The organism is Planotetraspora silvatica, assembly GCF_016863315.1.
GTDB lineage: Bacteria > Actinomycetota > Actinomycetes > Streptosporangiales > Streptosporangiaceae > Planotetraspora > Planotetraspora silvatica.
This window is the reverse complement of the sequence record NZ_BOOQ01000003.1, coordinates 1-24,657: the sequence shown is the minus strand read 5'-3', so window position 1 is coordinate 24,657 and position 24,657 is coordinate 1. Positions and strand designations below refer to the sequence as shown.

The window sequence follows — 24,657 nt, the reverse complement described above, 5'->3', positions numbered from 1 at the left end:
GGTCAACCCTTCGGGCGCAGGAGCTTGGTCAGGAGCAGGGTGATCACCGCGATCAGGGCGAGAGCCGTGGCGGCGGCGAAGGCCGCCGGCTGGTCGAAGTTCTGGAAACGCTCCTCGACGAACAAGGTGAGCGTCTGGGTCTGGTCGACCAGCCGTCCGGAGACCACCGCGACGGCGCCGTACTCGCCGAGCGAGCGCGCGAGGCACAATACGACGCCGTAGGCGAGAGCCCATCGGATGCCGGGGAGGGTGATCCGGATGAACGCCTGCAGGCGGCTCGCCCCGAGCGTGTGCGCCGCCTGCTCCTGGTCGTCGCCGAGTTCCTCCAGCACCGGCACCACGGCGCGGACCACGAGTGGCAGCGCCACGAACACCGTCGCCAGCACCATGCCGGGAGTGGAGAAGATGACCTGGACGCCCCAGCTCTCGAGCAGTCCGCCGACGGGTGCGAACCTGCCGTACACCAGGATGAGCGCCAGCCCGACGACGACCGGCGACACGGCCATCGGCAGGTCGATGAGCGCGTTGAGCAGCCGCTTGCCCGGGAACCTGTGCCGGACGAGCAGGACGGCGGTGCCGACGCCGAAGACCGTGTTGGCCGCCACCGCCCACAGCGCGACGGTGAGCGTGACCTGGAAGGCGTGCACCGCCGACGCGGAGGTCAGCGCCTCGACGAACGGGCCCAGCCCGTCGCCGAACGTCCGCCAGATGATCAGCCCGACCGGCAGGACCAGCAGGAAGAACAGGTAGAGGACGGCGATCGTGCGGAGACCGTACTTAGCCACGACGGCTCCCCCATCGTTGTAAGAGGTCCAGTGAGACCAGCGCGACCAGCGCGACGACGAGCAGGACGGTCGAGATCGCCGCCGCCCCCGTGGTGTTGTCGCCTTCGATCTGGCTGAAGATGTTGACGGCCGCGACCTGGGTCTTGAACGGGAGGTTGCCGGAGATCAGCACGGTCGAGCCGAACTCGGCGATCGACCGGGTGAACGCCAGCGCGGTGCCGGACAACATCGCCGGCACGAGGTTGGGCAGGATGATCCGCCGGAAGGTCTGGAACGGGCTCGCCCCGAGTGAGGCCGCGGCCTGCTCCATCTCCTTGTCGAGCTCCAGCAGCACCGGCTGCACCGTGCGGACGACGAACGGAAGCGTGACGAACAACAACGCGAGCACGACGCCGGCCCGGCTGTAGGCCAGGTTGAGCCCGAGGGGGCTCTCCGGGCCGTAGAGCGAGAGGAGCACGAGGCCGGCGACGATCGTCGGAAGGGCGAACGGCAGGTCGATGAGCGTGTCGACCACCGCCTTGCCCGGGAACCGGTCCCGGACCAGCACCCACGCGATGATCGTGCCCATGACGAGGTTGATCAGCGCCACGAGGATCGAGGCGCCCACCGTGAGCGTGAGGGCGGACCACGCGTCGGGGGTGGTGACCGCCCGCCAGAAGTACCCGGGACCTTGGTCGACCGACCGCCAGGCGACCACGGCCAGCGGGATCAGCACGATCAGGCTCAGGTAGAGGACCGCGGAGCCCACGCCGAGCGCGGTGCCTCCGGGTACTGAGAAGCGCGAACGCGGCCGCGCCCCCCCGCCCGGAGGTCCGGGCGGGAGGGCGGGGGGGACAGCGACGTCGGTGGTCACTCGCCGATCACTTCTCCGTCGCCACTCCGAGCTTGCGCTCGATGTCGGCGACGAGACCGGTCTTGGAGTCGAAGAACTCCTTGGTGACCTTCGGCCAGCCGCCGAGGTCGTCGATGGTGAACAGCTGCGGCGGAGTCGGGAAGGTGAACCCGGTCACCCCGTCGATCACCGGCCGGTAGCCGTTCTTCGCGAAGATCGTCTGGGCCTCGTTGGAGTAGAGGTACTTCAGGAAGGCGGCCGCCTCCTTGGGGTGGGCCGAGTCCTTGGTCACGGCCACCGGGTTCTCGATCAGGATGGTCGAGTCGGGGACCGTGTAGTCGATCGGCTGGTTGTTCTGCTGCGCGAAGATCGCCTCGTTCTCGTAGGTGATGATCGCGTCGCCCTTGCCGCCGGTGAAGGTCTGCAGGGACTTTCGGCCGCTGTCGTCCTGGACGGGCACGTTCTTGAGGAGCGAGTCGATGTAGGTGAGCCCGGCCGCCTGATCGGCCCCCTTGTTCGACTTGGCGCCGTAGCCGGCGAGCAGGTTCCACCGGGCGCCGCCCGAGGTGAAGGGGTTCGGCGTGATGACCTCGGTGCCGGGCTTGACGAGGTCGTCCCACGTCTTGATGCCCTTCGGGTTGCCCTTGCGGGTCCCGATGACGGCGATCGACTTGGTCAGGAACCCCTTGGTGGCGTTCTTGTTCCAGTCGGCGGCGACGAGGCCCGCGTCGACGAGCCGGGTGACGTCGGTCTCGAGCGAGAACTCGACGATGTCGGCCTTGAGACCGGACGCGACCGCGCGGCTCTGGTCGCCGGAGGCGCCGTACGACTGGGTGAAGGTGATGTTCTTGCCCTCGGGCGTCTTCTGGTACGCCTTGATGATGTCCTCGAACGCCGCTTGCGGTGTGGAGTAGGCGACCAGCGCCAACTGGACCTTGCCGTCCCCCCCGCCAGAGCTGCCTCCCCCGCAGGCGGTGACCAGGGTTGTGGTCGCCACGGCGGCCGCCGCGATACCCCCGAGCCTGCGCACTCTCATGCCCGTCTCCCTCTATTCCTACTTAATAAGTCGGCTTCGTCGTAATTAAAGAGCGACAGGTAGATTCCCGTCAAGTTGAGTGGGTTTTTGTTATCGCGCTGTTTCCCGGCCCGTGGGCGGGGAGAGAGGGGTCTAGCAGATCGCGTCGAGGGGCTGCGGGGTCGTCGCGGGAATCGCCGCAGGTGACGGGCTTGGTGCGGGCGCGGCGGTTCGGGAGGGGCGTGGCCGCCCGGAGAGCGCCTGGGCGACCCGCTTCTTGATGAGCCACCAGTCGGGATCGGCCGTGTTGATCAGCGGGGGCACGAACGACAGGCTGCGGATCTCGGTGGCGCGCACCTTCGCCGACAACTCGACCAGAGCCGGCAACAACCGCTGCGGGAGATCCGTCCTGACGTACCGCTTCGCCGCGTCCGCGATCCGCTCGAAGCCCCGGAGCACGGTCATCGCGTCGGCCTGCTTGGCGACATCGTTGAGCAGGCATTTCTGGCGTGCCATGCGCACGTAGTCGTCGCTGCCGGTCCGCGAGCGTCCGAACCACAGGGCCTGCTCGCCGTCGAGCAGGCGCGTCCCCGCGAGGAGCACTCCGCCCTCCAGCCCGTACGGAATGTCCTGCCTGATGGTGACCCGCACGCCTCCCATGGCGTCGATGACCTGGCGGAAGCCCCGCATGTCCACCATGGCGTAATAGTGGACGGGGATCCCGAGTATCTCGCTGACCGTGCCCTTGAGCAGCGCGATCCCTCTGTCGTGCGGTTCCAGTCCTGGGCCTGTCTCCGGGTGGTCGGCGCCCCACTCGTAGACCTCGTTGAGGAGTCCGGGCGTGGTGGCGCCCCCGCCGGGGAACCCCCAGGGGAACATGTCGTGCGCGGGTCCCGGCGGCAGCGGCACGTGCTCCAGATTGCGGGGCAGCCCCAACAGCACGGTCTGCCCGGTGTGGGTGTCGACGCTCGCCACGGTCAGGCTGTCGGTCCGCGCGCCGGGGCGGTTCCTGGCCGCATCGGCGCCGACGAGCAGGATGTTGAGCCTGGTCCTCCCGTCCCACAGGCCGTCTTGGTCGGGGCCGGACGCGAAGAGGGCGGTCAGCACGTCGCGCGACACGTAGGCGATCCTGCTCGCGACGGCGAGTGGAGCGATCAGCGCGACGCATGTCAGTGCGACGACGCCCCTGGTGAGCCGGCGGGCGCCCGTGCTCAGCCCGGCCGGCCGTACGAGGAGGTAGGACCGCACCACGACGGCCGACCAGAGCACGGCCACCGAGAGCGCGGCGATGATCAGCCGCCCCAGCCACTCGGGCTGCACGAGCAGACGGAACAGGGCCGGGCGCAGCGCGGTGACCGCGGTCATGATCGTCCCGAGCACCATCACGTACAACGTCGCAAGGGCGAGGCCGGCCCGGGTCCGCCCGGCGATCAGGTGGGCGAGTCCCCACAGGACCGCCGAGCCCAGGGTGAGCGCCAGCACCCGGCAGACGGCCGACCGCTCGCCTTGCATTCGCACCCCATGACCTGATCGCCGACCGACAGGCCGGATGTTCCCGCACTCCGGCCTTTACAGAGGCGAGTAACGAGATCTTGGGCTCTACCTTGGGAAAACAGCGTCGTGGAAGCCGGTGATCCGCTGTGTTTACAGTGATAGTTGTGAAATTTCCGTACAACTGGTGTCGGATGATGCTAAGAAGTTGCGCGAGCAAGACTGGCTAAAGGAAGGACCGTCATGGTCGACCATGGCTCTGACGACTCCATGGAGCAGAACGGCTCTTTCGTCCGGCCGTACGTCTCACGAAGCGGACAGCACGGACCAGAGGGTGAACAGTTCTGGTCGGAGGATTTCGACGACGCGGCGGACCGCCGCTCCGACACTCTGGAGGACCGTGGCGGTGATCTCCTCTCCAACGAATGGAGACGGAAGGCCGATCGCGAACGTATCGGCGGTGAGGACGGAACCGCGCACGACGCGCACGACGCCCACGACGCTGCGCTCGACTCCGGCGAGAACCACGGCGAGTGGGGCGATCGTGAGGGCTCCCGCGACGACTGGGACGCCAGGCGCGACGCCACCGACGAGTGGGAGGCCACCGACTGGGACCGTGAGGACGCGCCCGGCTACGACCCCCAGAGAGGCGGGCGCCCCACATACGAGGACGGTGGCACCGAACCGAGCGGTTTCCTCGGGTCGGGCTGGCGGGACGGGGAACGCCCGGGCGAGGTCCCCGAAGGCCTGCGCAAGAGCGTGTTGGTCCGCGCCGGCGCTGTCGCGGCCGTCGTGGTCGGGGCGATCTGGGCGCTGACCGTCTGGGTCGGGCAACCGTCGGCCACCCCCTGCCCGTCCGGCGGGTGTACGGCGAAGGCGCCCGCAGCCTCCTCGAAGGTCGCGGTGGTCCCGGTCGACGATCCCGCCACGACGGAGGAAGCGGACCCGGGTGACGTCCTGACGCCGGTGACGACGGCGACGCCCACGTCCACCCCTCGCACGACGGCCTCCCCGAGCGCCACCGTCACCAAGGCCCCGGTCTCGCACAAGCCCACGACCACGGCCACGGCCACGGTTCCCCCTGCCTCCACGCCGACGGCGCCCAAGCCGACGCCCACCCCGAAGCCGACGCGGACGGCCACGCCGACCCCCACCCCGTCCGGCGATGACGGCGGCGGCGGTCTGTTCGGCTGGCTGTTCTGAGGTCGCACGCGTTCCCCGGGTAAGGGCCGCGCGCCCGTCAGCGGGCCGAGGTGCCGTGCCTGTGGACGAGAGGGCTCCGTACGAGAGGGCCCCGAACGAGAATCGCCCGGTCGAGCGTCGCGCTCGGCCGGGCGTTCTTCGTCTCGGGTGTCCGGTGATCCTCAGGCGGCCGTGCAGGTGTCCTGGGTGGCGTCGAAGCCGTCCACATCGTCCAGCGACTTGGGGGACTTGAGGCCATTCCAGTCCGCTCCGACGACGAGGACGAGCGCCTTCGTGTCGGTGTCGTGAACGGCCTGGGTCTTCGACTTCCTCAGCTCGGCGACGAGACGCGGCGCCCTGCTCTCGCCGTTGGGCCCGTACTTGACCAACGTCTTCGCGGCCGGCTTCTTCGCCGAGGCGACCTTCGCGATGTGGTAGCCGCGCTGCTCGAGTTGAGCCGCGACCTGCGTGCCGAGGCCCTGCCTGCCCGAGCCGTTCTGGATGATGATCTGGACCTGCGACTTGGGGATCTTCTGCTCGCCGCTCTTGACGTCGTCGGCGATCTGGTCGGCCGCGACCATCTTGAACAGCGTTTCCGCCTGGGGCTGGACCCACTCCACCCGGCCCGGGTTCGTGACCGAGTATCGCCAGGGCGTGGTCACGAAGCGGATCTGCCCCGCGGTCAGGCCCTGGGCGCTCATGGCGAGGTCCTTCAGGACGCCGACGGTGAGGTCGGGGTCCGTGGTGATCGACTTCGTCATCGCGTCGAGGAAGCCGAACAGCGCCTGCGGGTTGGTCAGCGTCTGACCGCTCATCGCCTTCTTCGCCATGGAGGCGAGGAACATCTGCTGGCGTTGGATGCGGCCGATGTCGGAGCCGTCGCCGATGCTGTAACGGGCCCTGACGTAGCCGAGGGCCTGCTCGCCTTGGAGGGTGTGCTTGCCCGCGGTCAGGTGGAGCAGGGCCTTGGTGTCGTTGATCGGCTGCGGGAGGCACACGGGCACGCCGCCCAGCGAGTCCACCATGGACTTGAACCCGGTGAAGTCCACCTTGACGAAATGGTCGATGTGGATGCCGGTCAGGTTCTCGATCGTCTTCCAGGTGCAGGCGATGCCGCCGGAGTTGAACGACTCGTTGATCATCCCGACGTGGGCGCTCTGCCCGGTGACGCCCTTCTTCGCCGGGCAGGACGGCAGGTGCACCAGGGAGTCGCGCGGGAAACTGATCAGGACGGCGCCGTCCCTGTCCGGGGAGATGTGCGCCAGGATGATGGTGTCGGTCCGCTCCCCGACGAACTTGCCGTACTTCGCGTTCGCGCCGTTGCGCTGGTCGGAGCCGACGATCAGGACGTTGAGGGCCTTGCTTATCTTCGCCGGCCGCGTGCCGAGTTCCTGCTGGGTCACCTGCTCGTGCCGGACGTTGCCGCTGAGCTTGAAGTATCCCGAGATCAGAAAGGTCGACGCGCCGACGACGACCCCGAGCACCGCGGCCAGCACCGTCCACAGCCATGTCCGCCACTTCGGCACGATGCGAGGCGCCGCCGGGGGGTCCTCCACTGGTGGCGCGGGCCGGACGTCGACAAGACCCACTCTTCTTGACTCCTGAGGTTCGGACCTGGGCTTACGCCCAAATCGAGAGCCAGCGCGGCAAACCGGGGCAAGTGTAGCGATGGATTCTGAACATTCGCTTCCAGGCACCGGCGAGCATGCTGCGAGCGGTGATCAAGCCCCCGCCTTCATCTTTGTAGACGCGAGTGAGAGGCGAAAAGTTGTGAAAAATGTCGGGGAGTCCGAAGATTCGCGGACCGAAGTCGCCTTCGGGCGACCGTCCCCGGCGACGCGTGCATGGAGCAGAGCCCCGCGTGCGCTCGACCATCGACTCGCCACTCCTGCCTGCCGCCTGCCGGACCGTCGCGGTGGGGGAGGGCCGGCCCGACGCGGGCCTGCCGGTTCCGGAGGGTGTGGGGAGCCGTCCCTGACTCGTATGCGACACGGATGAGTCGCGATGACGTTAGCCGTCCGCGATCTCGTGATCGGCGACTTTTCGCTGCTTTGGTGAGCGGAGTGTCGTTCTCTTAATTACGGGCTCTTAATCACGGGCCGGGGCGGGTGGGCGGCGCGGACGTTCCCAGAGTTCACCCGCCGCCGGGCGCCCATGGCCGCGGGCGTTGTTAGGCTCGGACCTCACCGTGCCCGCCAGGGGACATATCGGCCAGCCATGAGGGACAGACGCACGTGGATCCGCTCTCCAATCCGATCAAGGACTATGCCTGGGGCTCTCGGACGGCCATCGCCGCCCTGACCGGCCGGGCGGCCACCGGCCCCGAGGCCGAGATGTGGCTGGGCGCGCACCCGTCGGGCCCGTCGCGCCTGGTGCGGGACGGCTCCGAGGTGACCCTCGACCAGGTGATCGCGGCGGATCCGGAGGCCGCGCTCGGGCAGCCGGTCATCGACCGGTTCGGGCGGCGCCTGCCGTACCTGATGAAGCTGATCGCGGTCGACCAGCCGCTGTCGCTCCAGGTGCACCCCACCTCCGAGCAGGCGGCGGAGGCCTTCGGGCGGGGAGACTCCAACTACTCCGACTCATGGCACAAGCCTGAGATGATCTGTGCCCTGACGCCGTTCTCCGGTCTGGCCGGATTCCGCCCCTCCACCCAGTCGGCGATGCTGGTCGAGCGGCTGCAGGTGGAGGCGCTGCAGCCGGTCGTGTCGCGGCTGTCGGCCGACGACGTGCTCGGCGCCCTGCGCGTGCTGCTGGAGTGGCCCGGTTCCAAGCGTGAGCTGGTGGAGTCGATCGTGTGGGCGGCGGCGTCGGTCCACCAGGCCGACTACGAGCTGGTCTGCCGGCTGGCCCGGCAGTACCCGGAGGACCCCGCGGTGCTGGCGCCGCTGCTGATGCACCGGCACGAGCTGGCCCCGGGCCAGGCGCTCTATCTGGGAGCCGGAGTGCTCCACTGCTATCTCGACGGCTTCGGCGTGGAGATCATGGCCGGGTCGGACAACGTGCTCAGGGCCGGGCTCACCAGCAAGCGGATCGACGTCGAGGAACTGCTGCGGATCACCGAGGCCGGCGCCCAGCCGCTGCCGGTCGTCCAGGAGGGCGACGCCTACGTGCCGCCCGCGCCCGAGTTCCTGCTTCGCCGGATCGTCCCGGGCGACGGCCACGTCCTCGAGCGGGCGGTGCCCCGGATCGTGGTGTGCACCGAGGGGACCGTCGCCGTCTCCGGGCCGGACGCCACACAGGTGAAGCTGCACCCGGGGGAGTCGGTGTTCGTGCCCGCGTCGGACGGGCCGGTCGAGCTGTCCGGTGACGGAACCGTGTTCAGCGCCGAACCTCAGGTGTGAGCACGAGCTTCACGCTCACACCAGGAGCGCGCACACCACGGGCGCTCACACCAGGTGTACGGCGAAGCCGTACCCGCCGAGGGCGAACAGGATGCCGAGCGCGAGGCTGCCCAGCGCGTTGAGCGCCGCAGCCCGCACGGAGCCCTCCTCCAGCAGGCGGACGGTCTCGAAGCCGAAGGTGCTGAACGTCGTCAGTCCTCCGCAGAACCCGGTGCCGACCAGTGCCGAGATCACCCCGGGCGGTTGGATGCCGGTGACGAACCCGAGGACGAACGAGCCGATGATGTTGACCGACAGCGTCCCCCACGGGAAGACGCTGTCGTGCCGTCGCTGGATGAACCGGTCGAGCAGGTAGCGGGCGGGCGCGCCCACGGCGCCGCCCAGGAAGACGAGCAGGAACGTCACCGGGTCGCCTCGCTCACGGACGGCCCTCGTAGCGGTAGACCTCGACCGGCTCGACGGTGACCAGCCCCTCGATGGCCAAGTCGTCCAGGTCTGCGAGGAAGTCGGTGATGCGCTGCTCGTCGTCCACGATCACGATCGCCAGCGGCAGATCCTCGCTCAGGGACAGGAGCCTCGTCGTGTGGATCCGCGAGGAGGCGCCGAACCCTTCCACGCCGCGGAACACGCTGGCCCCGGCCAGGCCCTTCTCGTGGGCGCGGTGCACGATCTCGGAGTACAGGGGCCGGTGCCGGTACTGGTCCGTCTCGTCGATGAAGATCGTCAGCCTGTGGGCCGTCCCGTGCAGTCTCATCCCGCCTCCCTTCCCGCACGCCCTCGCCGCAGCGGGACGCGGGCGGCGAAGCGGGCCGCGGTCATCCCGCACCAGACCGCCACGAGGCATGCCGCGAGCGTCCCGAGGGCGTAGGCGACGGCCGTGCCCGGAGCGAGCCTGATGGTCTCCACGGTGACCGAGGAGAACGTCGTATAGCCCCCGAGGACGCCGATCCCGAGGAACGGGCGGATGTATCGCCGGGGCGGCCACACGTCGAGCACGAACACCATCAGCAGGCCGAGCGCGAAGCATCCGCTCACATTGGTGGCGAACGTGGCCCAGGGGAAGTGCGGCGGCGCGCTCGGGAGGGAGATCGCCAGCAGATAGCGGGCCATGCTGCCCAGGCCGCCGCCCACCGCGATGACGGCGACCACCAGAAGCGTCCGGGCGTCGCCGGTCACGCGCCGTGAACGGCTCGCGCGCTCTCCGATCATCCGCATGCGTCCATTGTGTCGCAGGTGGGGAACGGGTCCTCCGGCTGCTCGGCCTGGCCTTCAAGCGTTACAGCCGGTAACGTTCACGGAGATTCACGCTAGGTGATGTTTGTCCTACTCTCCGTGAGTCTGGCCACGACCTCGGGTAGGAAGTCACTCATCGTCATCCGGTGCCCGTTGGAAGGGGAGCCATGGGACGCTTCAGGGCCGTCGGCGTCGGGGTAGCGTCGCTGAGCGTCGCCGCGCTGTCCGCCGCGTGCATGTCCGGGGGAGACAAGGACGCCAAGGTCGACGCGGCTCGCGCCAAGGCGAGCAACATGGCCGCCGCGGCTTCGGAGAAGAAGGCCGAGACGCAGGTCGCGGCCAAGGCGAAGGCGAACGAACTGGGCCAGATCCCCGTGATCATGTATCACCGGATCATCAAGAACCCGCCGCCAGGTGACGACCGCACTCCCGAGCAGTTCCGCGCCGAGCTGGAGCGGCTGGCGAAGGAGGACTACGTCCCCATCACCGCGGCCGAGTACGTCACCGGCAAGATCGGTATCCCCGCCGGCAAGCATCCCGTCGTGCTGACCTTCGACGACTCCTCGCCGTCGCAGCTCACCCTGGACGGCATGGGCAATCCGAAGCCCGACACCGCAGTCGGCATCCTGATGGACGTGGCGAAGAAGCACCCGGGCTTCCGGCCCGTCGCCACCTTCTACGTGATCCGCGACCTGTTCGGCATGTCCAAGCCGGAGGAGCAGACCCAGGTCCTCGAGTGGCTCAAGGACCACGGTTTCGACATCGGCAACCACACCCACGACCACCTCAACCTGCTCGGCAAGCCCGAGAAGGAGGTGGAGGAGCAGATCGCCTCGGGGCAGAAGATGGTCACCTCGCTGATCAAGTTCTCGCCCGTCACGCTCGCGCTGCCGTACGGCAACCAGCCGCACGACAAGAAGTGGGCCATGAAGGGGTCGTCGGCGGGCACGAGCTACGACTTCCGCGGCGTGTTCCTGGCCGGCTACACCCCGGCGCCGTCTCCGTACACCAAGGACTTCGACCCGGTGGGCATCCCGCGCATCCGGTCCAAGGAGAAGGTCGGCGACTGCGTGAAGTTCTGCTCCACCGCGTGGCTGGACTGGCTGAACGCCAACGCCACCGACCGCTTCACCTCCGACGGCAACGCCAACACCGTGGCCTTCCCGAAGTTCAAGGCGCCCTTCGTGGCCGCGCCGTTCGCCGCCCAGGCTCTGCCGTACTGAGCGGGACCTGACCCGGCCGGCCTGGCCCGCCCGTACGGCCTTCACGGCCTGGGCGGGTCAGCCCGCGTCGCCCGCCCGGCGGCGGCCCTCCTCGAGGAACGCCGCCAGATCGCCGGCCTCACCGAGGTCGGCCATCCGGCGGGCGGCGCCGAACGGCATGTTCCAGAAGTCGCCCTCGCGAGGGCGCCAGGGCACCACGTAGGCGTAGGGCTCGCCGATCGCCGAGTCGCCGAGGGAGACGCCGTAGTTGACCTCGTCGATGACGATGCCGAGATCGAAGTGCTCCGGCCAGAGCACGGGGGCCATCTCCTGGCCGGAGGCGGAGGCCAGGCGGCGAAGCTCGGTGTCGCCCCTGGCGAGGCAGTGCGCCAGATGGGCCGCCGCGTCCGCGTCGACATCGACGCTCTCACTCGGGTCGGCGCCGGAGCCGTCAGCGTAGAGCCCCTCGGGTGCGCCGGCCGTGACGCCCGCCGCCTCCGCCAGCGCGGCATAGGTGACGCCGTGGAGGGGAAGCACGTCTCCGATCTCGGTCACCAGTGAATCGCCGTCGACGCGCAGGTCAGGCGTCGACACGGTGGCGAATCCCCCGGCGACGACCCGCAGCCGGATGGTGTCGCTCGTCCGGTACTGGGGGCCGGCCATGATCAGCTCGGCCACGCCGTGCAACGCCCGCCTCGTCCGCGCGAGGCCGGCCGGAACGCCTGCGGAAAGGTTCGCGGATCGGTCGTCGTCTCGCACTGTCTTGTCCTCCAGGCTCGTGCCGGACGGCGTCGTCGTGTGGTCCACGGGTCTCCTGATGCCTCGGGGGCGACCGAGCACCGGAGCCCTTCTACGGCTAGCCTGCGGGCATGGACGACGACGCCTCCATCCGCCACAGGGTAGCCGCCGCGACGGAGGGCCCGGTCGTGGACGGCTCGGGCCGGTGACGGCGACTCCCCAGTCCGGGCACGAGCCCGGCTCCCAGGTGACGGCCGATCTGCGCGGGCTGACGCCCCGGCTCATCGGCCCGGAGATCATTGCAGTCTTCTCCGTGTCGCTCGGCGCCAGCGCCCTGTTCGCGCTCATCCGCCTGATCGGCGCGCTGACCGCCCCCAGGTCCCTCAGCGGGCAGCAGGCCGTTCTCGTCGGGTCGCTCGCGCCGGGCAGGCCCTGGCTGGACCTCACTCTCCAGGTGGCCGGGATCGCCGTGAACGTGGCCCCCGTCGGGCTGGTCGCCTACCTGCTGGCCCGGTCGGGTGAGTCCTTCCGGACGATCGGCGTCGACCTGCGCGAACCGGGACGGGACCTGCTCAGGGGCGTCGGGCTGGCGGCCGCCATCGGCGGCACCGGCCTGGCCTTCTACCTGGTGGCGTTCCAGTCCGGGATCAACCTGAACGTCGTTCCCGAGTCGCTGCCCCCGGAATGGTGGCGGGTGCCGATCCTGCTCCTCGAGGCCGCCCAGAACGGCGTGCTCGAAGAGGTGCTGGTCAGCGGATATCTCCTGCACCGGCTCGCTCAGCGTGGCTGGAACCCCTGGCGCTCGGTGATCGTCGCGTCGCTGCTTCGAGGCTCGTATCACCTCTATCAGGGCTTCGGTGGATTCATCGGAAATGTGGCGATGGGTCTGGTCTTCGGCCGGCTGTACCAGCGCTGGGGCCGGGCCATGCCGCTGGTCGTCGCCCACACACTGATCGACTCGGTGGCCTTCGTCGGGTACGGCGTGCTCCGCGGCAAGGTGTCCTGGCTCCCTTGACGGGGACCTGACCATCCGGAAACTCGCGAAGTCGGCTTGCGCCAATAGGCCGACGTGAGACCATGTGGGGCGTTATGCGCGCCCGGTTACCCCTTCGTCTCGCCCGATCGGCGTTCTTCGCCATCGTGTGCGTGATGCTGGCCGTGGTCGCACACCGGCTGGGCGGAGGATCCACCCCCTCGCTGAAGACGGCGCTCGCGGCCGGAGCCGTGGTGCTGGCCATCGCGGCGGGCATGGCCGGACGAGAGCGGAGCGCCCCCACGATCAGCGTCATGCTGGTCCTCGCGCAGGCGTCCCTCCACGAACTCTTCGAACGCACGACGCCGGCCGTGGTCCCGACGCTTCCCGCCGTCCACGCGCACGGCGGCCTCGGCGTCGACCTGGGAATGATCATCGCGCACCTCACCGCCACGCTGATCACCGGTTGGTGGCTGGCACGTGGCGAGATCGCGCTGTGGTCGCTGCTGCGCCGGGCCGGCGCGCGCGCCACGGGCTCGTTGCGCGCCCTTCTCGCGGTGTTGTACCGGGACCCGGCGCCGATCCTGCCCCGGTCCTTCCGCTTCCCGGCCACCGTCTCGCGCGTCCGTCCGCACCGGGTGCTGCTCCACGCCGTCACCCGCCGCGGACCGCCTCGTCCCGCCGCACCGCGCATCCTCGCGCGCGCCGCCGGGACACCCACCGCCTGATCCTCGAGTGATCTTCACGTGATCTCCGTCTAGGGCTGCTCAGGGACGCCCCCGGTACGGCTCGCGCGCCGTCGCCGTTCCCGCGAACGGGTCATCGTCCTTCCCGTATCCCAGAAAGTGGAGATCTCCATGGCGTTCAACGCCGCGCTTCGCCGTGCCGGTGCCGTCACCGCAGGCGCCCTCGCCCTCACCATCGGCCTGGCCGTCCCGGCCCTCGCCCACGTCACGATCAACCCCGGCACCGCCGTGAAGGGCAGCTGGACCAAGGTCGCGTTCCGGGTGCCGAACGAACGCGACAACGCGTCCACCACCAAGGTGGAGGTCGGCTTCCCGACCGACCACCCGCTGCCCTTCGTCTCGGTCCGGCCGATCCCCGGGTGGGACGTCAAGGTGACCCAGGGCAAGCTCCCCAAGCCGGTCGTCGACGACGACGGGAACACGGTCACCGAGTCGGTCCTGAAGATCACCTGGAGCGGCGGGAAGATCGACGCCGGTCAGTTCCAGGAGTTCGAGGTGTCGGTCGGCCCACTGCCCAAGACCGTCGACGAGCTGGACTTCCCGGCCACGCAGACGTACTCCAACGGCGAGGTCGTGAAGTGGGCCGACGAGCCCAAGGCCGACGGCTCCGAGGCAGAGCACCCGGTTCCCGCGCTCAAGCTGGTCGACGGGACCGATGACGACGCCCACGGAGCGGCTCCGTCCGCGGCGCCCACGGCCACGGTGCTCGGCGACGCCGGGCACGCCTCCGCGACGTCGGCCACGGACTCGGACTCCACCGCCCGGGCGATCGGAGCCGTCGGCATCGCCGTCGGCCTCATCGGCACCGCGGTGGGAGTCCTCGGCCTGCGCCGCTCGCGTAGCTGACGTCGCCGCATGGCCGGTCCCGGGCCTGTACGGCCGGGGCCGGCCATGCGTGTGTTCCACGGGCCAGGCGAAGGCCACGAGCGGGATGATGTGTAAGAAACCCGTAAAAATCGGGCCCAGTGGCGTATGTGGAGCGTCAATATCGCCGAGCCGGGACGCGTTCCGCGATTTGCTGGCGCGAGGCGGCTTGTCGGAGCTCGCCCGGCCGGCCGTACCTTGGGATTTGGCCGGGGGGATTCATGGGCGGGCCCACGGTCGGAATTTCGAGCCCGATCTCGCCCTCTACAGGCTCGGGAGGGTCTGGATGCCACGCGGGCGACTGCGGATCTATCTGGGGGCGGCTCCAGGCGTCGGCAAGACGTTCGCCATGCTGGGCGAAGGCCGCAGGGCGATGCTGCGCGGCCGCGACGTGGTCGTCGGCTTCGTCGAGACCCATGACCGCCCGCACACGGCCGAACTCCTCCAGGGGATGGAGATCGTCCCGCGCCGGACCGTCCTGTATCGGGGGACGTCCTTCACCGAGCTCGACGTGGACGCGGTCATCGAGCGACGTCCCAAGGTGGCGCTGCTCGACGAACTGGCGCACACCAACGTCCCCGGCTCCCGCAACGCCAAGCGGTGGGAGGACATCGAGGAGATCCTCGAGGCGGGCATCGACGTCGTCTCGACGGTGAACATCCAGCACCTGGAGTCGGTCAACGACGTCGCCAGACAGATCACCGGGGTTCCGCAGCGGGAGACCGTGCCGGACGAGGTGGTGCGGCGCGCCGACCAGGTCGAGCTGGTGGACATGTCTCCGGAGGCGTTACGCCGACGAATGGCGCACGGCAACGTCTACCTCCCCGAGAAGGTCGACGCGGCGCTGTCGAACTACTTCCGGGTGGGCAACCTGACGGCGCTGCGCGAGCTGGCGCTGCTGTGGGTCGCGGGGAAGGTCGACGACCAGCTCGACCGCTACCGGGCCGAGCACGGGATCGCGGGCACATGGGAGACACGCGAGCGGGTCGTGGTCGCCCTGACCGGAGGCCCCGAGGGCGACACCCTGATCAGGCGGGCGGCGCGGATCGCGGCCAGGACCAAGGGCGCCGATCTGCTCGCGGTGCACGTGACCCAGGCCGACGGACTGAGCGGCACCGACCCCGTCGGCCTCACCACGCAACGCACGCTCGTGGAGAGCATGGGCGGGACCTATCACCAGGTCGTCGGGAGCGACGTTCCGCGCGCGCTGCTCGATTTCGCCCGGGGCGTCAACGCCACCCAGCTCGTGCTGGGGGTCTCCCGGCGCGGCCGCCTGGCCCAGCTGGTCTCACGGGGTGTCGGCTTCACCGTGACCACGCTGTCCGGCGCCATCGACGTGCACATGATCACACATGACGAGGTCAGCAAGGGACGGCGTCCCGCACCTTCCCGGGCCTCGTTGACCAGGAACCGGAGGCTGGCCGGCTGGGCGCTCGCTCTGCTGGGCGTGCCCGCCCTGACGGCGGCGCTGCTCCCGCTGCGCGGCGAGCTGACCCTGCCGAGCCAGATCCTGCTCTTCCTGGTGGCGGTCGTCGGGGTGGCCCTCGTGGGCGGCATGTGGCCGGCCGTGACGGCGGCCGTCGGCGGATTCCTCCTGCTCAACTGGTATTTCACGCCGCCCGTTCACACCTGGACGATCGCCAATCCGGAGAACCTGCTGGCCCTGATCGTGTTCGTGCTCGTGGCGGGTTCGGTGAGCTGGATCGTCGACCTCGCGGCCCGCCGTACCCGCGAGGCCGCCCGGGCGGGGGCCGATGCCGAGGTCCTCTCGGCGCTCGCCGGGCACGTCCTGCGCGGCGAGGCCGCGCTGCCGTCGCTGCTCGCACGGCTGCGGGAGATCTTCGGCCTCACCTCGGTCACCCTGCTCGAACGGCGGCCCGACGTTGAGCCCAGCGTCGGCGACAAGTCCGAGCCGAAGGCGTGGCGGATCGTCGCCACCACCGGTGGGGTGCCCTGCACGTGCCCCGGGATCGCCGACACCGAGATGCCGATCGCCGACGATCTCGTGCTGGCTCTGCGCGGGCGGCTGCTCGACGCCTCCGACCGCAGGGTGGTGGAGGCCTTCGCCGCCGAGGCCGCCGTGGTCCTGCGACAGGAACGGCTGGAGCGGGAGGCCGAGCAGGTCAGGCCCCTCGCGGAGGCGGACAGGATGCGCACGGCGCTGCTCGCCGCCGTCAGTCACGACCTCCGGACGCCGCTGGCCTCGGCCAAGGCCGCTGTGGAGAGCCTGCGCAGCACGGACATCGAGTGGTCGCCGGAGGACCGCGCCGAGCTGCTCGCCACGGCCGACGAGTCCCTGGTCAAGCTCAACCGGCTCGTGGTGAACCTGCTCGACATGAGCCGCCTCCAGGCCGGAGTGCTCGGAGTCTCCGCGGAGTTGGTGGCGCTCGAGGAGGTCGTCCCCCGGGCCGTCGACGATCTCGGTCATCTGAGTGACCGGGTCCGGGCCGAGATCTCGCCGGACTTCCCGGAGGTGATCGCCGATCCGGCCCTGCTCGAGCGGATCCTCGTCAACGTCATGTCCAACGCGGTCCGCTACAGCCCCGATGGCGATCGGACGCTGGTCACCGCGAGCTGGTACGCCGACCAGGTTCAGATCCGGGTCATCGACCGGGGGCCCGGCATCCCGCCGGAGGACCACGACCGGGTGTTCATGCCGTTCCAGCGGCTCGGCGACCGCGACAACCACACCGGCGTCGGGCTCGGGCTGGCGTTGTCGCGTGGTCTGGCGGAGGCCATGGGCGGGACCCTCGTGCCCGAGGAGACGCCCGGGGGCGGCACCACGATGACCCTCACCCTGCCGATCTGGTCGGGGGCGAAAGCCGTACAGAGGGCGAAGGCCGTCGAGGGCGCGCCCGTGATCGACGAGAGCTGAGGACGACGGCGAGAGAACCTCACCGAGTTATCACGAAATATGGGATTTGCCGCTTAGGTTTCGGGATAAATCATCTGCAGGGTGCTAAATGAATGGGTCTGGCGCGCCTGATTGCGATTGTGGCCGATCTCGGTGCATGGTTGACGTGACGCCGCCAATCGCCTGCACGATTGGATGAGCGACACGTCCGGATCCCCCCGGCAAACCGCCTCCACGGGCTGACTTGCGTGGGGATTCCACATGAGGCATTTATCAGTGCGCGTGACATGTCAACAGGAGTTCATACTCAGAGTCATGGACTCTGTCTTATCGGGTGTGAATGCCGCACCCGCCATTTCCGCTCCGGCGCTGCGCCGGGTCCCCGGTCCGTCGAGGAGATCGTGGCCGGACGACCGTCGCAGGCGGCCCGCCGCACATCGGCGAGCCCGGCGTCCATTCGTACGGCCCGGCGCTCCCCGGCAGGTCGCATTGGGGACCCGTCCGGTGCCAGGGACCCCGTCGATCCGCATCCGCGGTGCCCGGCCCGGCGGTGAGCGGGAGATCATCCCCGCGACGCCTCCGGTCCTGGCGATCTCGTCGATGCCGTCGGTGCCGGCCGAGTCCACCGTGACCTCGGCGGCCTCGGTGGCGTCGGTGGCGTCGGTGGCGTCAATGCAGCCCACGCAGTCCGTGCTCGCCGTGGCGGCGGTCCTGCTTTTGCCGCTGGCCTGGCTGCTGATGCTGCAACGGTCCTCGCGACGGCCTCCGCCGCGACACCTGTCCCTGCGCCGGCCACCGCACTGGCCTCCGCATCGACCGGTGCGCGCGTGGCCGCGGCGGGAGCCGCGCCGATCTCAGCGGGCGGCCCTAGGGGTCGCGGCGCGGCGATCGGCCCGACCGGCGGGCGCCGACGGCGGCGTGAAGACCGTCAAGTGCTGTCTGGCGGCCTTATTACCTGGGTCTCCGCGTCCGGAGGCCGGAATTCCGGCCTCGGTGCACCGCATCCCCGGCTCTTCCGCAGCCGGCGCGGGCGCGGAGACCTCCTCCACCCTGCTCTCCCCGGCACGCGTTCTGAACCTCGGGCAGATCACGCGAGGCAGCGGAGCGCGCTCCGTACCCGCGGATCGAGTGGATGGTCGTCCGGCAGCCTGCCCACGGTCGCCTCGACGAACTCCTCGGGCTCCAGCCGGGTGCTCATGTTGTCGATCCGCACCGACACCCGGCCCGGCCCGGCTTCGACGTGAGCGCCGGACCCGACCTCGTCGAGCACGAACTCGCCGACCCGTGTCCGCCAGTCCAGCCGGGCCCCGGCCTCCTCGCCGGTCACGGGTGCGCCGACGTCGTCGGCATGCGTCGCGTACTCCGAGGCGTAGTGGAAGGCCTGTAGACCGGCGGGGTAGGGGCCGACGGAGGTCGCGATCATGGCGTCGCGGCCGAGGGCCCGCATCCGGCGGCGGGTCTCCCCGTTCTTGGTGCGCCATTCCTGCACCACCTCCGCCACCGGCACCCCCTGGCGCCGCCGTACACACCACTCGTTGAAGACATCGAAGCCCCGGCCCACCCGCTCCCTGCCGAGCATCTCGAAGAATCCGGCGATGTCCCCGTCGAGACAGGCGTGGTTGTAGAGCTCCTCGCCCGCGAGGTGGCCGAGGACGTCACGGATGGTCCATCCCGCACATCGCGACGGCCGGTCCCAGTCCTGCTCGTCGAGTGACGAGAAGAAGCGGTCCAGCCGTCGCGCCTCGTCATCGAAGATCGTGAACGGGTCGAGATCTGCCAGCTGATCCGATTCTGTGGTCATGTCCTCAGCGTTACCCGCGTACGACGCGGTCTCACCGGGGCGGGAGGCCGTCCTTGCCGTAAGGCCCGGTCACCTGCGCCGGCCGCGCGGTTTCATCGGCGTCACGGGCAGGGCGGGGGCGGGCAGCGGGGCCCCGTCGAAGCCGTCGACGGTGCCGAAATCCGTTCCCGTGGTCCACTCCTCGCGGTATGCGGCGATCTCCTCAGAGGTGCGGCCGACGAAGTTCCACCACATGATGATCTCTTCGTCGAACGGCTCGCCTCCAAGGAGCAGCAGCCGCCCCGGCCGGCTGGCTCGCAGTGAGAGATGGTCCCGGTCGGAGCCGAGATAGAGCAGGGGGCCAGGCTCGAGGAAGGTCGCCGCGCCCTCCTGCGCATCGCCGATGCCGGTGCCGGTGCCGGTGCCGGTTCCTGTTCCTGTTCCTGTTCCGGAGACGACGTCGAAGGCGCCGGTCAGCGCCAGCACCGCGTGCTCGAAGTCCGGGCGCAGTGGAATCCGGATCTCGGCGCCGCCGTCCAGGCTGATCTCGGCTCCGACCAGGGGGGTGTAGGTCTGCGCGGGTGACGTCGCGCCGTCCAGTTCGCCCATGAGGACCGTCACGTTCGCGTCCGCGCCGCCCAGCACGGGAAGGGCCTGATGGTGCTCGAAGTGCGGGGCGACATTCCGCTGGGAGTCGGGAAGCGCGACCCACAGCTGCACCCCGTGCAGGACGGTCTCGCGCAGCGACTCCTCCGAGTGGGAGATCGCCCGGCCCGCCGTCATGAGGTTGAGTTGACCGGGCTTGATGAGCTGCTCGCTGCCCACGCTGTCCCGATGCAGGATCTCGCCCTGGACCAGCCAGCTGACGGTCTGCAGCCCGGTGTGCGGATGCGGGGGGACGCTCATGAGATGCGTCGCCGGCCCGTAGTAGTCGATGAAGCACCAGGCCCCGACCATCCGGCGGTCCCGGTTCGGCAGGGTCCTGGTCACCTTCATCCCCCGGGTGCCGCCGAGCACGACGTCGCGTCCGGTGAGGAGCTCCGCGACGGGCCCCTCCGCCTCCGTCCCGGCGCAAATCGTCTCCTGCGGGTCCCGTTCCAGGTTGCTCATGCCCAAAATGTACGGCCTTGACTTGGCCATTGCCCGATGAGGTGGGGCCCGGGTCCTGGTCGCTCATGGACACGCCACGATAGATCGGCGGATGTGGGACGGCTCGGACACCGGGTGGCGCCAGACTGGCAACGTACGGCACGGCCTGTGACATGACCGGTGACATGACCTGTGAATGCCTAGGAGTGGAGGGCGACCATGCCTGATGTCTTCGATGTGATCGTGATCGGTGCGGGCCCGGCGGGAGAGGTCGCGGCGGGACGGATCGCGGCCGCCGGCCTGAGCGCCGCGGTGATCGAGAAGGAGTTGGCGGGCGGGGAGTGCTCGTATTGGGCGTGCATTCCCAGCAAGGCCCTGCTGCGCCCGTTGGACCTCGCGGGAGAGGTCGCGAGGGTTCCCGGGCTCACGTTGGGCGGTCTCGCCGTCGACGACGTGCTGGCCAGGCGTGACGAGATGGTCTCCAACTTCGACGACAGCGGTCAGGTTCAGTGGATCGAGTCGGCGGGGGTGGCGTTCTTCCGTGGAAAGGGCCGGCTGAAGGGGCCTCGCGAGGTGGAGGTCCTCTCGGGTGAGGGATCCTCCTCGTCGTCCTCCCTGACGCTGACCGCCCGCCACGCGGTGGTGGTGGCCACCGGCAGCAGCCCGGTGATCCCGCCGATCCCCGGGCTGGCCGAGGCGCGGCCGTGGACCAACCGGGAGGCCACCGGGGTGCGTGCCGTACCGCAGCGACTGCTGGTCATCGGTGGCGGCGTGGTGGGCTGCGAGATGGCCCAGGCGCTGCACGGACTGGGAGCGAAGGAGACCACCCTTGTGGTCCGTGGCGGCGGTCTCCTGGAGCGGGTGGAGCCCTACGCCGGGGAGGCGGTGGCCCGCTCCCTGACCGAGCAGGGGGTCCGGGTCCTCATGCGGGAGACCGTGGAGCGGGTGGAGCGGCCGGTTCCGGGCGGGGAGATCACCGTGCACCTGGGAGGCGGCGAGACCCTGCGGGTGGACGAGATCCTCGTGGCCACCGGGCGCCGCGCCGTCACGGCGGACATCGGGCTGTCCACGGTAGGCCTGGACGATCACCGGCCGGTGCGTGTGGACGACAGCATGCGGGCCACGGGCGTCGAGGACGGCTGGCTGTACGCGGTCGGCGATGTGAACGGCATCAGCCTGCTCACTCACATGGGGAAATATCAGGCAAGGGTGTGTTCCGACGTGATCGTTGCCCGGGCCAAGGGGACCGCCGACGATCTCCCCGGCATGCGCGACCTGGCCGACCCGATCGGCTCGCCTCAGGTGATCTTCACCGACCCGCAGGTGTGCGCGGTGGGCCGGACCGAGGCCCAGGCGCGGTCCGAGGGGTTCGACGTCCGGGTGGTCGAATACGAGATGGGCGACGTGGCGGGCGGCTCTCTGATGGGCGAGGGCTACCGCGGGCGGGCCAAGGCCGTGGTGGACGAGCGCCGCCGTGTGTTGCTCGGGGTGACGTTCGTGGCTCCCGCGGCGTCCGATCTGCTGCACGGGGCGACGATCGCCGTCACCGCCGGAGTTTCCCTGGACGACCTCTGGCACGCGGTCCCCGCGTTCCCCACGGTGAGCGAGGTGTGGCTGCGCCTGCTGGAGGCGTACGGCATGTGACCGCCTCGCGGCCCGCGCGCGGTTCCCGTCTCACCCTTGAGTGATCACGGCGTCCGGGTCCGTTCACCCTTGGGTGATCACGGCGGGATGGCGCGGATCCTCCATGCGGATCACCACATCGGCCGCACGGGCGGGCTCGACCTCCCGCTCGTACCGGTCGTAGGCGGGTAACGTCCAATGCTCCTCCGCCGCGGTGCGGCGGAGCAGGGCGGCCGGCGACAGCGACAGGTGCACGGTCAGGTCGAACGGCAGTCCGTGGGCGAGCAGGAGCGGGCCGTCCACGAGCGCGACGCCGCCGGGAGGCAACGTCACGTAGGCGGCGCGGGTGGCCCGGTCCCTGCTGCTGTCCCACAGCGCTGGAAGGACCTTGCCCGTACGGCCGGGCTCGAGCGGACCGAGGACCTCCCGTGTCAGCCCGGCCGTGTCCAGCCATTCGGCGTAGAACACGTCGGGATCCGTACGGCCGAACTCGAACCGGAGGGAGGCGGGGCGCAGGAAGTCGGCGGCCGACACCCGCAGGACCTCGCGCCCGCGGACGCGCAGCGGTGTGACGAGTTCGTCGGCCAGCCCCTCCGGATGGGTGGGGGGCGCGCCGTCGACGGCGACCCGCACCCACGAGTCGCGGGGCGCGGACGCGATGCGGTCGGCGAGTTCCTCCACGAGGAGCGACGGGGAGACCGGGCGGGCGCGCACAGGTCCATCATCCCGGTCCCCGCAGGGAGCGTGGCCGTGGGCGAGCGCGCGGTGCCGCCATGACCCCCTTGGGATGGGCGCTGATCTGCGCAGGTGGGACAATTCACGATATGGGCGAGAGAGAGCGTCGCCCGGTGCGGCTGGGCGAGTCGATGTCGGAGCCGCAGGCGCGGCGCGACATCGTGCCGGCCTCCCGTGATCGCGTGAACGCGCTGCTGGAGGCTCTCCTCGCCGTCGGCGGCGATCTCGATCCCGAGACGGTGACGTGCCGGATCGTGCGGACGGCCACCTCCCTGGTCGACGCCCGCTTCGGAGCTCTGAGCATGGTCGACGGCGCACCGTCGCGGTGGATCCCGGCGGAAGGCGCCGATGTCCCCGATGCCGCAGATGCCCCCGGTATCGCCGATGTCGCGGATGCCGCCGATGTCGCCGGCCTCGAACCGCCGCGTGTCCTCCCTGCGGACCACCGGCCGGTACGGCTCTCGCGCAGCGGTTCCGCCAGGGCGTTCCTGGGTGTGCCCGTCCGCGTCCGAGGCGAGGTCGTCGGCCATCTCTGTCTCGTCGACAAGCAGGACGGCGGCGACTTCGACGCTCAGGACGAGGCCATGGTCATGACGTTGGCCGGAGCGGCCGGTGTGGCTATTGAGAACGCGCGGCTGTACGAGGAGAGCAGGCGCAGAGAGCTCTGGCTGGAGGCGTCCTCGCAGGTCACGACGGATCTGCTGTGCGGAGTCTCCTCGCATGACGTGCTGGCCCTCATGGCGCGCAGGGCCAGGGAGATGACAGGCGGCGACGTCTCGGCCGTCCTGCTGCCGGGGGAGGACCGCACGATGTTGCGGGTGGTCATCGCCGACGGCGCGGCGGCCGTACACATCTCGCAGGTGGAGGTCCCGGTCGAGGGGTCGCTCGGCGGACGGGCGTTCACCCTCGGCAGGCCCGTCATGGTCGCCGACTACGCCGAGGCGGGCATGCCGGCCGTGGTCACGGGGCGGATGCCCTCTGGGCCGGTCGTCGCGGTTCCGATCGGTACCGCCGAGGCCGTTCGTGGCGTTCTCTCCGTGTGCAAGCGGGCCGGCGGCGCCTCGTTCACCAGGGCGGAGTCGTGGATGTTGCACGCCTTCGCCGGGCAGGCGGCGATCGCGCTTGAGCTGGCGGAGTCCCGGCGGGACGCGGAGCGGCTGAGGCTGCTCGAGGACCGCGACCGGATCGCCAAGGACCTTCATGACGTGGTCATCCAGCGCCTGTTCGCCGTCGCCATGATGCTGACGAGCACCGTGCGGATGATGGAGCGGCCCGAGGGAGCCGGCCGTCTCCGCCACGCCATCGACGAGCTGGACGAGACCATCCGGCACATCCGCTCGACCGTATTCGCCCTGCAGTCGCCGCGTGAATACGGGGAGATCGGTCTCCGATCGCAGATCGTCGCTCTCGTGGACGACGCCGGGACGCGCCTCGGCTTCATGCCGGGCCTCCGGATGGACGGTCAACTGGACAACCAGGTGCCCGAGGAGCTGGCCGAGCAGGCGGCGGCGGTGCTGCGAGAAGCTCTGTCCAACATCGTCCGCCATGCCAAGGCGTGCCGCGCCGACGTCCGCGTCGAGGTGGCGGACGGCCGGCTCACCCTCGTCGTAAAGGACAACGGGGTCGGGCTGCCCGAAGTCGGCAGGCGCAGCGGTCTGCGCAACCTCGAGGAACGTGCGGTACGGCTCGGCGGTCGCTTCGAGGCCGTTTCCCCGGAGCAGGGCGGCACGCGCCTGACCTGGAGCGTCCCCCTCGGCTAAGCGTCTCTCTCGGCTAGCCGTGCGGGAGCGCCCTCACCCAGCTGTGCGGGGTGAGATGCCCATTGGCATCGGTGGGTCTCTTTGGGGCGGCCGTCTCTTGGCTGGGCGGTCTCTGTTGGGACGGCCGTCTCTTGGCTGGGTGGTCTCTTTGGCACGGCGGTCTCTTGGCACGGCGTCTATCGATCCGGCGGGGAGCCCTCTCATGACGCGGCCGGGGTCCCTATTGAATTACCTGCCGATAATTGGCTGGATTTGTCCGCCCTATTGGCCACCTCTAGCGGAATCCGACAACGACGTGCCGTTGATGTCCGGATATCTCATGGCGGTTTTGCCTGGGAAATTGTCGCGAATAGCAATGGCCAGGTCGACCGATCCTGTGAAATTATTCAAACAGATTTTCGATTAGAAGGG

General features: G+C 69.8%; 22 protein-coding genes. 9 read left to right on the top strand and 13 right to left on the bottom strand.

Going from position 1 to position 24,657, the window contains the following annotated elements:
* Positions 1–2: 2 nt before the first annotated feature.
* From Psi02_RS03280 to Psi02_RS03265, 4 genes are all read right to left on the bottom strand, one after another.
* Positions 3–785 (bottom strand): sulfate ABC transporter permease, encoded by a 783-nt coding sequence (locus Psi02_RS03280; RefSeq protein ID WP_203971683.1) that lies wholly within the window; start codon positions 783–785, stop codon positions 3–5.
* Positions 778–1,533, bottom strand: a complete 756-nt coding sequence (gene cysT, locus Psi02_RS03275) for a sulfate ABC transporter permease subunit CysT (protein WP_203971681.1) — start codon at positions 1,531–1,533, stop codon at positions 778–780. Before cysT ends, Psi02_RS03280 begins: the two co-directional genes overlap by 8 nt.
* A gap of 112 nt (positions 1,534–1,645) precedes the next feature.
* Positions 1,646–2,653: a sulfate ABC transporter substrate-binding protein gene (locus Psi02_RS03270; protein ID WP_203971679.1), complete on the bottom strand. Its 1,008-nt coding sequence runs from the start codon at positions 2,651–2,653 to the stop codon at positions 1,646–1,648.
* A gap of 132 nt (positions 2,654–2,785) precedes the next feature.
* Positions 2,786–4,144: an LCP family protein gene (locus Psi02_RS03265; RefSeq protein WP_239094618.1), complete on the bottom strand. Its 1,359-nt coding sequence runs from the start codon at positions 4,142–4,144 to the stop codon at positions 2,786–2,788.
* A gap of 222 nt (positions 4,145–4,366) precedes the next feature.
* On the opposite strand from Psi02_RS03265, the gene Psi02_RS03260 reads away from it, so the two are divergent.
* Positions 4,367–5,326, top strand: a complete 960-nt coding sequence (locus Psi02_RS03260) for a hypothetical protein (protein ID WP_203971676.1) — start codon at positions 4,367–4,369, stop codon at positions 5,324–5,326.
* Between the two features lie 161 nt (positions 5,327–5,487).
* On the opposite strand, the gene Psi02_RS03255 is transcribed toward Psi02_RS03260, so the two are convergent.
* Complete coding sequence (locus Psi02_RS03255; protein ID WP_203971674.1) at positions 5,488–6,894, bottom strand: LCP family protein; 1,407 nt, start codon at positions 6,892–6,894, stop codon at positions 5,488–5,490.
* 645 nt (positions 6,895–7,539) lie between these two features.
* Here Psi02_RS03255 and manA point away from each other — a divergent pair.
* Positions 7,540–8,649, top strand: a complete 1,110-nt coding sequence (gene manA, locus Psi02_RS03250; RefSeq protein WP_203971671.1) for a mannose-6-phosphate isomerase, class I — start codon at positions 7,540–7,542, stop codon at positions 8,647–8,649.
* 45 nt (positions 8,650–8,694) lie between these two features.
* Here the strand turns inward: manA and crcB (Psi02_RS03245) are convergent, their stop codons facing one another.
* The 3 genes from crcB (Psi02_RS03245) to crcB (Psi02_RS03235) are packed head-to-tail and all read right to left on the bottom strand — an operon-like array spanning position 8,695 to position 9,864.
* Positions 8,695–9,054, bottom strand: a complete 360-nt coding sequence (gene crcB, locus Psi02_RS03245) for a fluoride efflux transporter CrcB (protein WP_203971670.1) — start codon at positions 9,052–9,054, stop codon at positions 8,695–8,697.
* Positions 9,055–9,067: 13 nt separating this feature from the next.
* Complete coding sequence (locus Psi02_RS03240; RefSeq protein ID WP_203971668.1) at positions 9,068–9,403, bottom strand: DUF190 domain-containing protein; 336 nt, start codon at positions 9,401–9,403, stop codon at positions 9,068–9,070.
* Entirely contained in the window at positions 9,400–9,864 is a 465-nt protein-coding gene (crcB, locus tag Psi02_RS03235) for a fluoride efflux transporter CrcB (protein ID WP_203971665.1), read from the bottom strand. The genes Psi02_RS03240 and crcB (Psi02_RS03235) overlap by 4 nt, the downstream gene beginning before the upstream one ends.
* A 185-nt stretch (positions 9,865–10,049) precedes the next feature.
* Between crcB (Psi02_RS03235) and Psi02_RS03230 the strand changes: the two genes are divergently transcribed.
* Positions 10,050–11,105, top strand: coding sequence for a polysaccharide deacetylase family protein (locus Psi02_RS03230; RefSeq protein ID WP_203971663.1), 1,056 nt, complete (start codon positions 10,050–10,052; stop codon positions 11,103–11,105).
* 57 nt (positions 11,106–11,162) lie between these two features.
* On the opposite strand, the gene Psi02_RS03225 is transcribed toward Psi02_RS03230, so the two are convergent.
* Positions 11,163–11,891 (bottom strand): hypothetical protein, encoded by a 729-nt coding sequence (locus Psi02_RS03225; RefSeq protein ID WP_203971661.1) that lies wholly within the window; start codon positions 11,889–11,891, stop codon positions 11,163–11,165.
* Between the two features lie 136 nt (positions 11,892–12,027).
* Here Psi02_RS03225 and Psi02_RS03220 point away from each other — a divergent pair, with 136 nt between their 5' ends.
* The 4 genes from Psi02_RS03220 (at position 12,028) to Psi02_RS03205 (ending at position 17,280) form a co-directional block, all read left to right on the top strand.
* A complete protein-coding gene (locus tag Psi02_RS03220) occupies positions 12,028–12,837 on the top strand; it encodes a CPBP family intramembrane glutamic endopeptidase (protein ID WP_239094576.1) in 810 nt (269 codons plus the stop codon).
* 74 nt (positions 12,838–12,911) lie between these two features.
* On the top strand, positions 12,912–13,523 hold the full coding sequence (locus Psi02_RS03215) for an MFS transporter (protein ID WP_239094575.1): 612 nt from the start codon (positions 12,912–12,914) through the stop codon (positions 13,521–13,523).
* Positions 13,524–13,652: 129 nt separating this feature from the next.
* A complete protein-coding gene (locus tag Psi02_RS03210; RefSeq protein ID WP_203971656.1) occupies positions 13,653–14,387 on the top strand; it encodes a YcnI family copper-binding membrane protein in 735 nt (244 codons plus the stop codon).
* 304 nt (positions 14,388–14,691) lie between these two features.
* Positions 14,692–17,280 carry a sensor histidine kinase gene (locus Psi02_RS03205; RefSeq protein ID WP_203971654.1) on the top strand — a complete coding sequence of 863 codons (2,589 nt, stop codon included), beginning with the start codon at positions 14,692–14,694 and terminating at the stop codon, positions 17,278–17,280.
* A gap of 269 nt (positions 17,281–17,549) precedes the next feature.
* Here the strand turns inward: Psi02_RS03205 and Psi02_RS03200 are convergent, their stop codons facing one another.
* From Psi02_RS03200 to Psi02_RS03190, 3 genes are all read right to left on the bottom strand, one after another.
* Positions 17,550–17,942, bottom strand: coding sequence for a hypothetical protein (locus Psi02_RS03200; protein WP_203971652.1), 393 nt, complete (start codon positions 17,940–17,942; stop codon positions 17,550–17,552).
* 404 nt (positions 17,943–18,346) lie between these two features.
* A complete protein-coding gene (locus Psi02_RS03195) occupies positions 18,347–19,060 on the bottom strand; it encodes a maleylpyruvate isomerase family mycothiol-dependent enzyme (RefSeq protein WP_203971650.1) in 714 nt (237 codons plus the stop codon).
* Between the two features lie 69 nt (positions 19,061–19,129).
* Positions 19,130–20,149: a pirin family protein gene (locus Psi02_RS03190; protein WP_203971648.1), complete on the bottom strand. Its 1,020-nt coding sequence runs from the start codon at positions 20,147–20,149 to the stop codon at positions 19,130–19,132.
* A 198-nt stretch (positions 20,150–20,347) separates the two neighbouring features.
* Between Psi02_RS03190 and Psi02_RS03185 the strand changes: the two genes are divergently transcribed.
* A complete protein-coding gene (locus tag Psi02_RS03185) occupies positions 20,348–21,772 on the top strand; it encodes a dihydrolipoyl dehydrogenase family protein (RefSeq protein ID WP_203971645.1) in 1,425 nt (474 codons plus the stop codon).
* A 63-nt stretch (positions 21,773–21,835) separates the two neighbouring features.
* Here Psi02_RS03185 and Psi02_RS03180 read toward each other — a convergent pair whose 3' ends face one another.
* Complete coding sequence (locus tag Psi02_RS03180; RefSeq protein WP_203971643.1) at positions 21,836–22,465, bottom strand: nucleoside/nucleotide kinase family protein; 630 nt, start codon at positions 22,463–22,465, stop codon at positions 21,836–21,838.
* A gap of 110 nt (positions 22,466–22,575) precedes the next feature.
* On the opposite strand from Psi02_RS03180, the gene Psi02_RS03175 reads away from it, so the two are divergent.
* Positions 22,576–24,246, top strand: a complete 1,671-nt coding sequence (locus tag Psi02_RS03175; RefSeq protein ID WP_203971641.1) for a sensor histidine kinase — start codon at positions 22,576–22,578, stop codon at positions 24,244–24,246.
* The last annotated feature ends 411 nt before the right edge of the window (positions 24,247–24,657 follow it).

What these genes read in the sequence shown, in the direction of transcription:
- Psi02_RS03270 (WP_203971679.1), bottom strand. Translation starts at nt 2,653, where the DNA reads ATGAGAGTGCGCAGGCTCGGGGGTATCGCGGCGGCCGCCGTGGCGACC.
- Psi02_RS03265 (WP_239094618.1), bottom strand. Translation starts at nt 4,144, where the DNA reads ATGCAAGGCGAGCGGTCGGCCGTCTGCCGGGTGCTGGCGCTCACCCTG.
- Psi02_RS03260 (WP_203971676.1), top strand. Translation starts at nt 4,367, where the DNA reads ATGGTCGACCATGGCTCTGACGACTCCATGGAGCAGAACGGCTCTTTC.
- Psi02_RS03240 (WP_203971668.1), bottom strand. Translation starts at nt 9,403, where the DNA reads ATGAGACTGCACGGGACGGCCCACAGGCTGACGATCTTCATCGACGAG.
- crcB (WP_203971665.1), bottom strand. Translation starts at nt 9,864, where the DNA reads ATGCGGATGATCGGAGAGCGCGCGAGCCGTTCACGGCGCGTGACCGGC.
- Psi02_RS03230 (WP_203971663.1), top strand. Translation starts at nt 10,050, where the DNA reads ATGGGACGCTTCAGGGCCGTCGGCGTCGGGGTAGCGTCGCTGAGCGTC.
- Psi02_RS03215 (WP_239094575.1), top strand. Translation starts at nt 12,912, where the DNA reads ATGCGCGCCCGGTTACCCCTTCGTCTCGCCCGATCGGCGTTCTTCGCC.
- Psi02_RS03210 (WP_203971656.1), top strand. Translation starts at nt 13,653, where the DNA reads ATGGCGTTCAACGCCGCGCTTCGCCGTGCCGGTGCCGTCACCGCAGGC.
- Psi02_RS03205 (WP_203971654.1), top strand. Translation starts at nt 14,692, where the DNA reads ATGCCACGCGGGCGACTGCGGATCTATCTGGGGGCGGCTCCAGGCGTC.
- Psi02_RS03195 (WP_203971650.1), bottom strand. Translation starts at nt 19,060, where the DNA reads ATGACCACAGAATCGGATCAGCTGGCAGATCTCGACCCGTTCACGATC.
- Psi02_RS03190 (WP_203971648.1), bottom strand. Translation starts at nt 20,149, where the DNA reads ATGAGCAACCTGGAACGGGACCCGCAGGAGACGATTTGCGCCGGGACG.
- Psi02_RS03185 (WP_203971645.1), top strand. Translation starts at nt 20,348, where the DNA reads ATGCCTGATGTCTTCGATGTGATCGTGATCGGTGCGGGCCCGGCGGGA.
- Psi02_RS03175 (WP_203971641.1), top strand. Translation starts at nt 22,576, where the DNA reads ATGGGCGAGAGAGAGCGTCGCCCGGTGCGGCTGGGCGAGTCGATGTCG.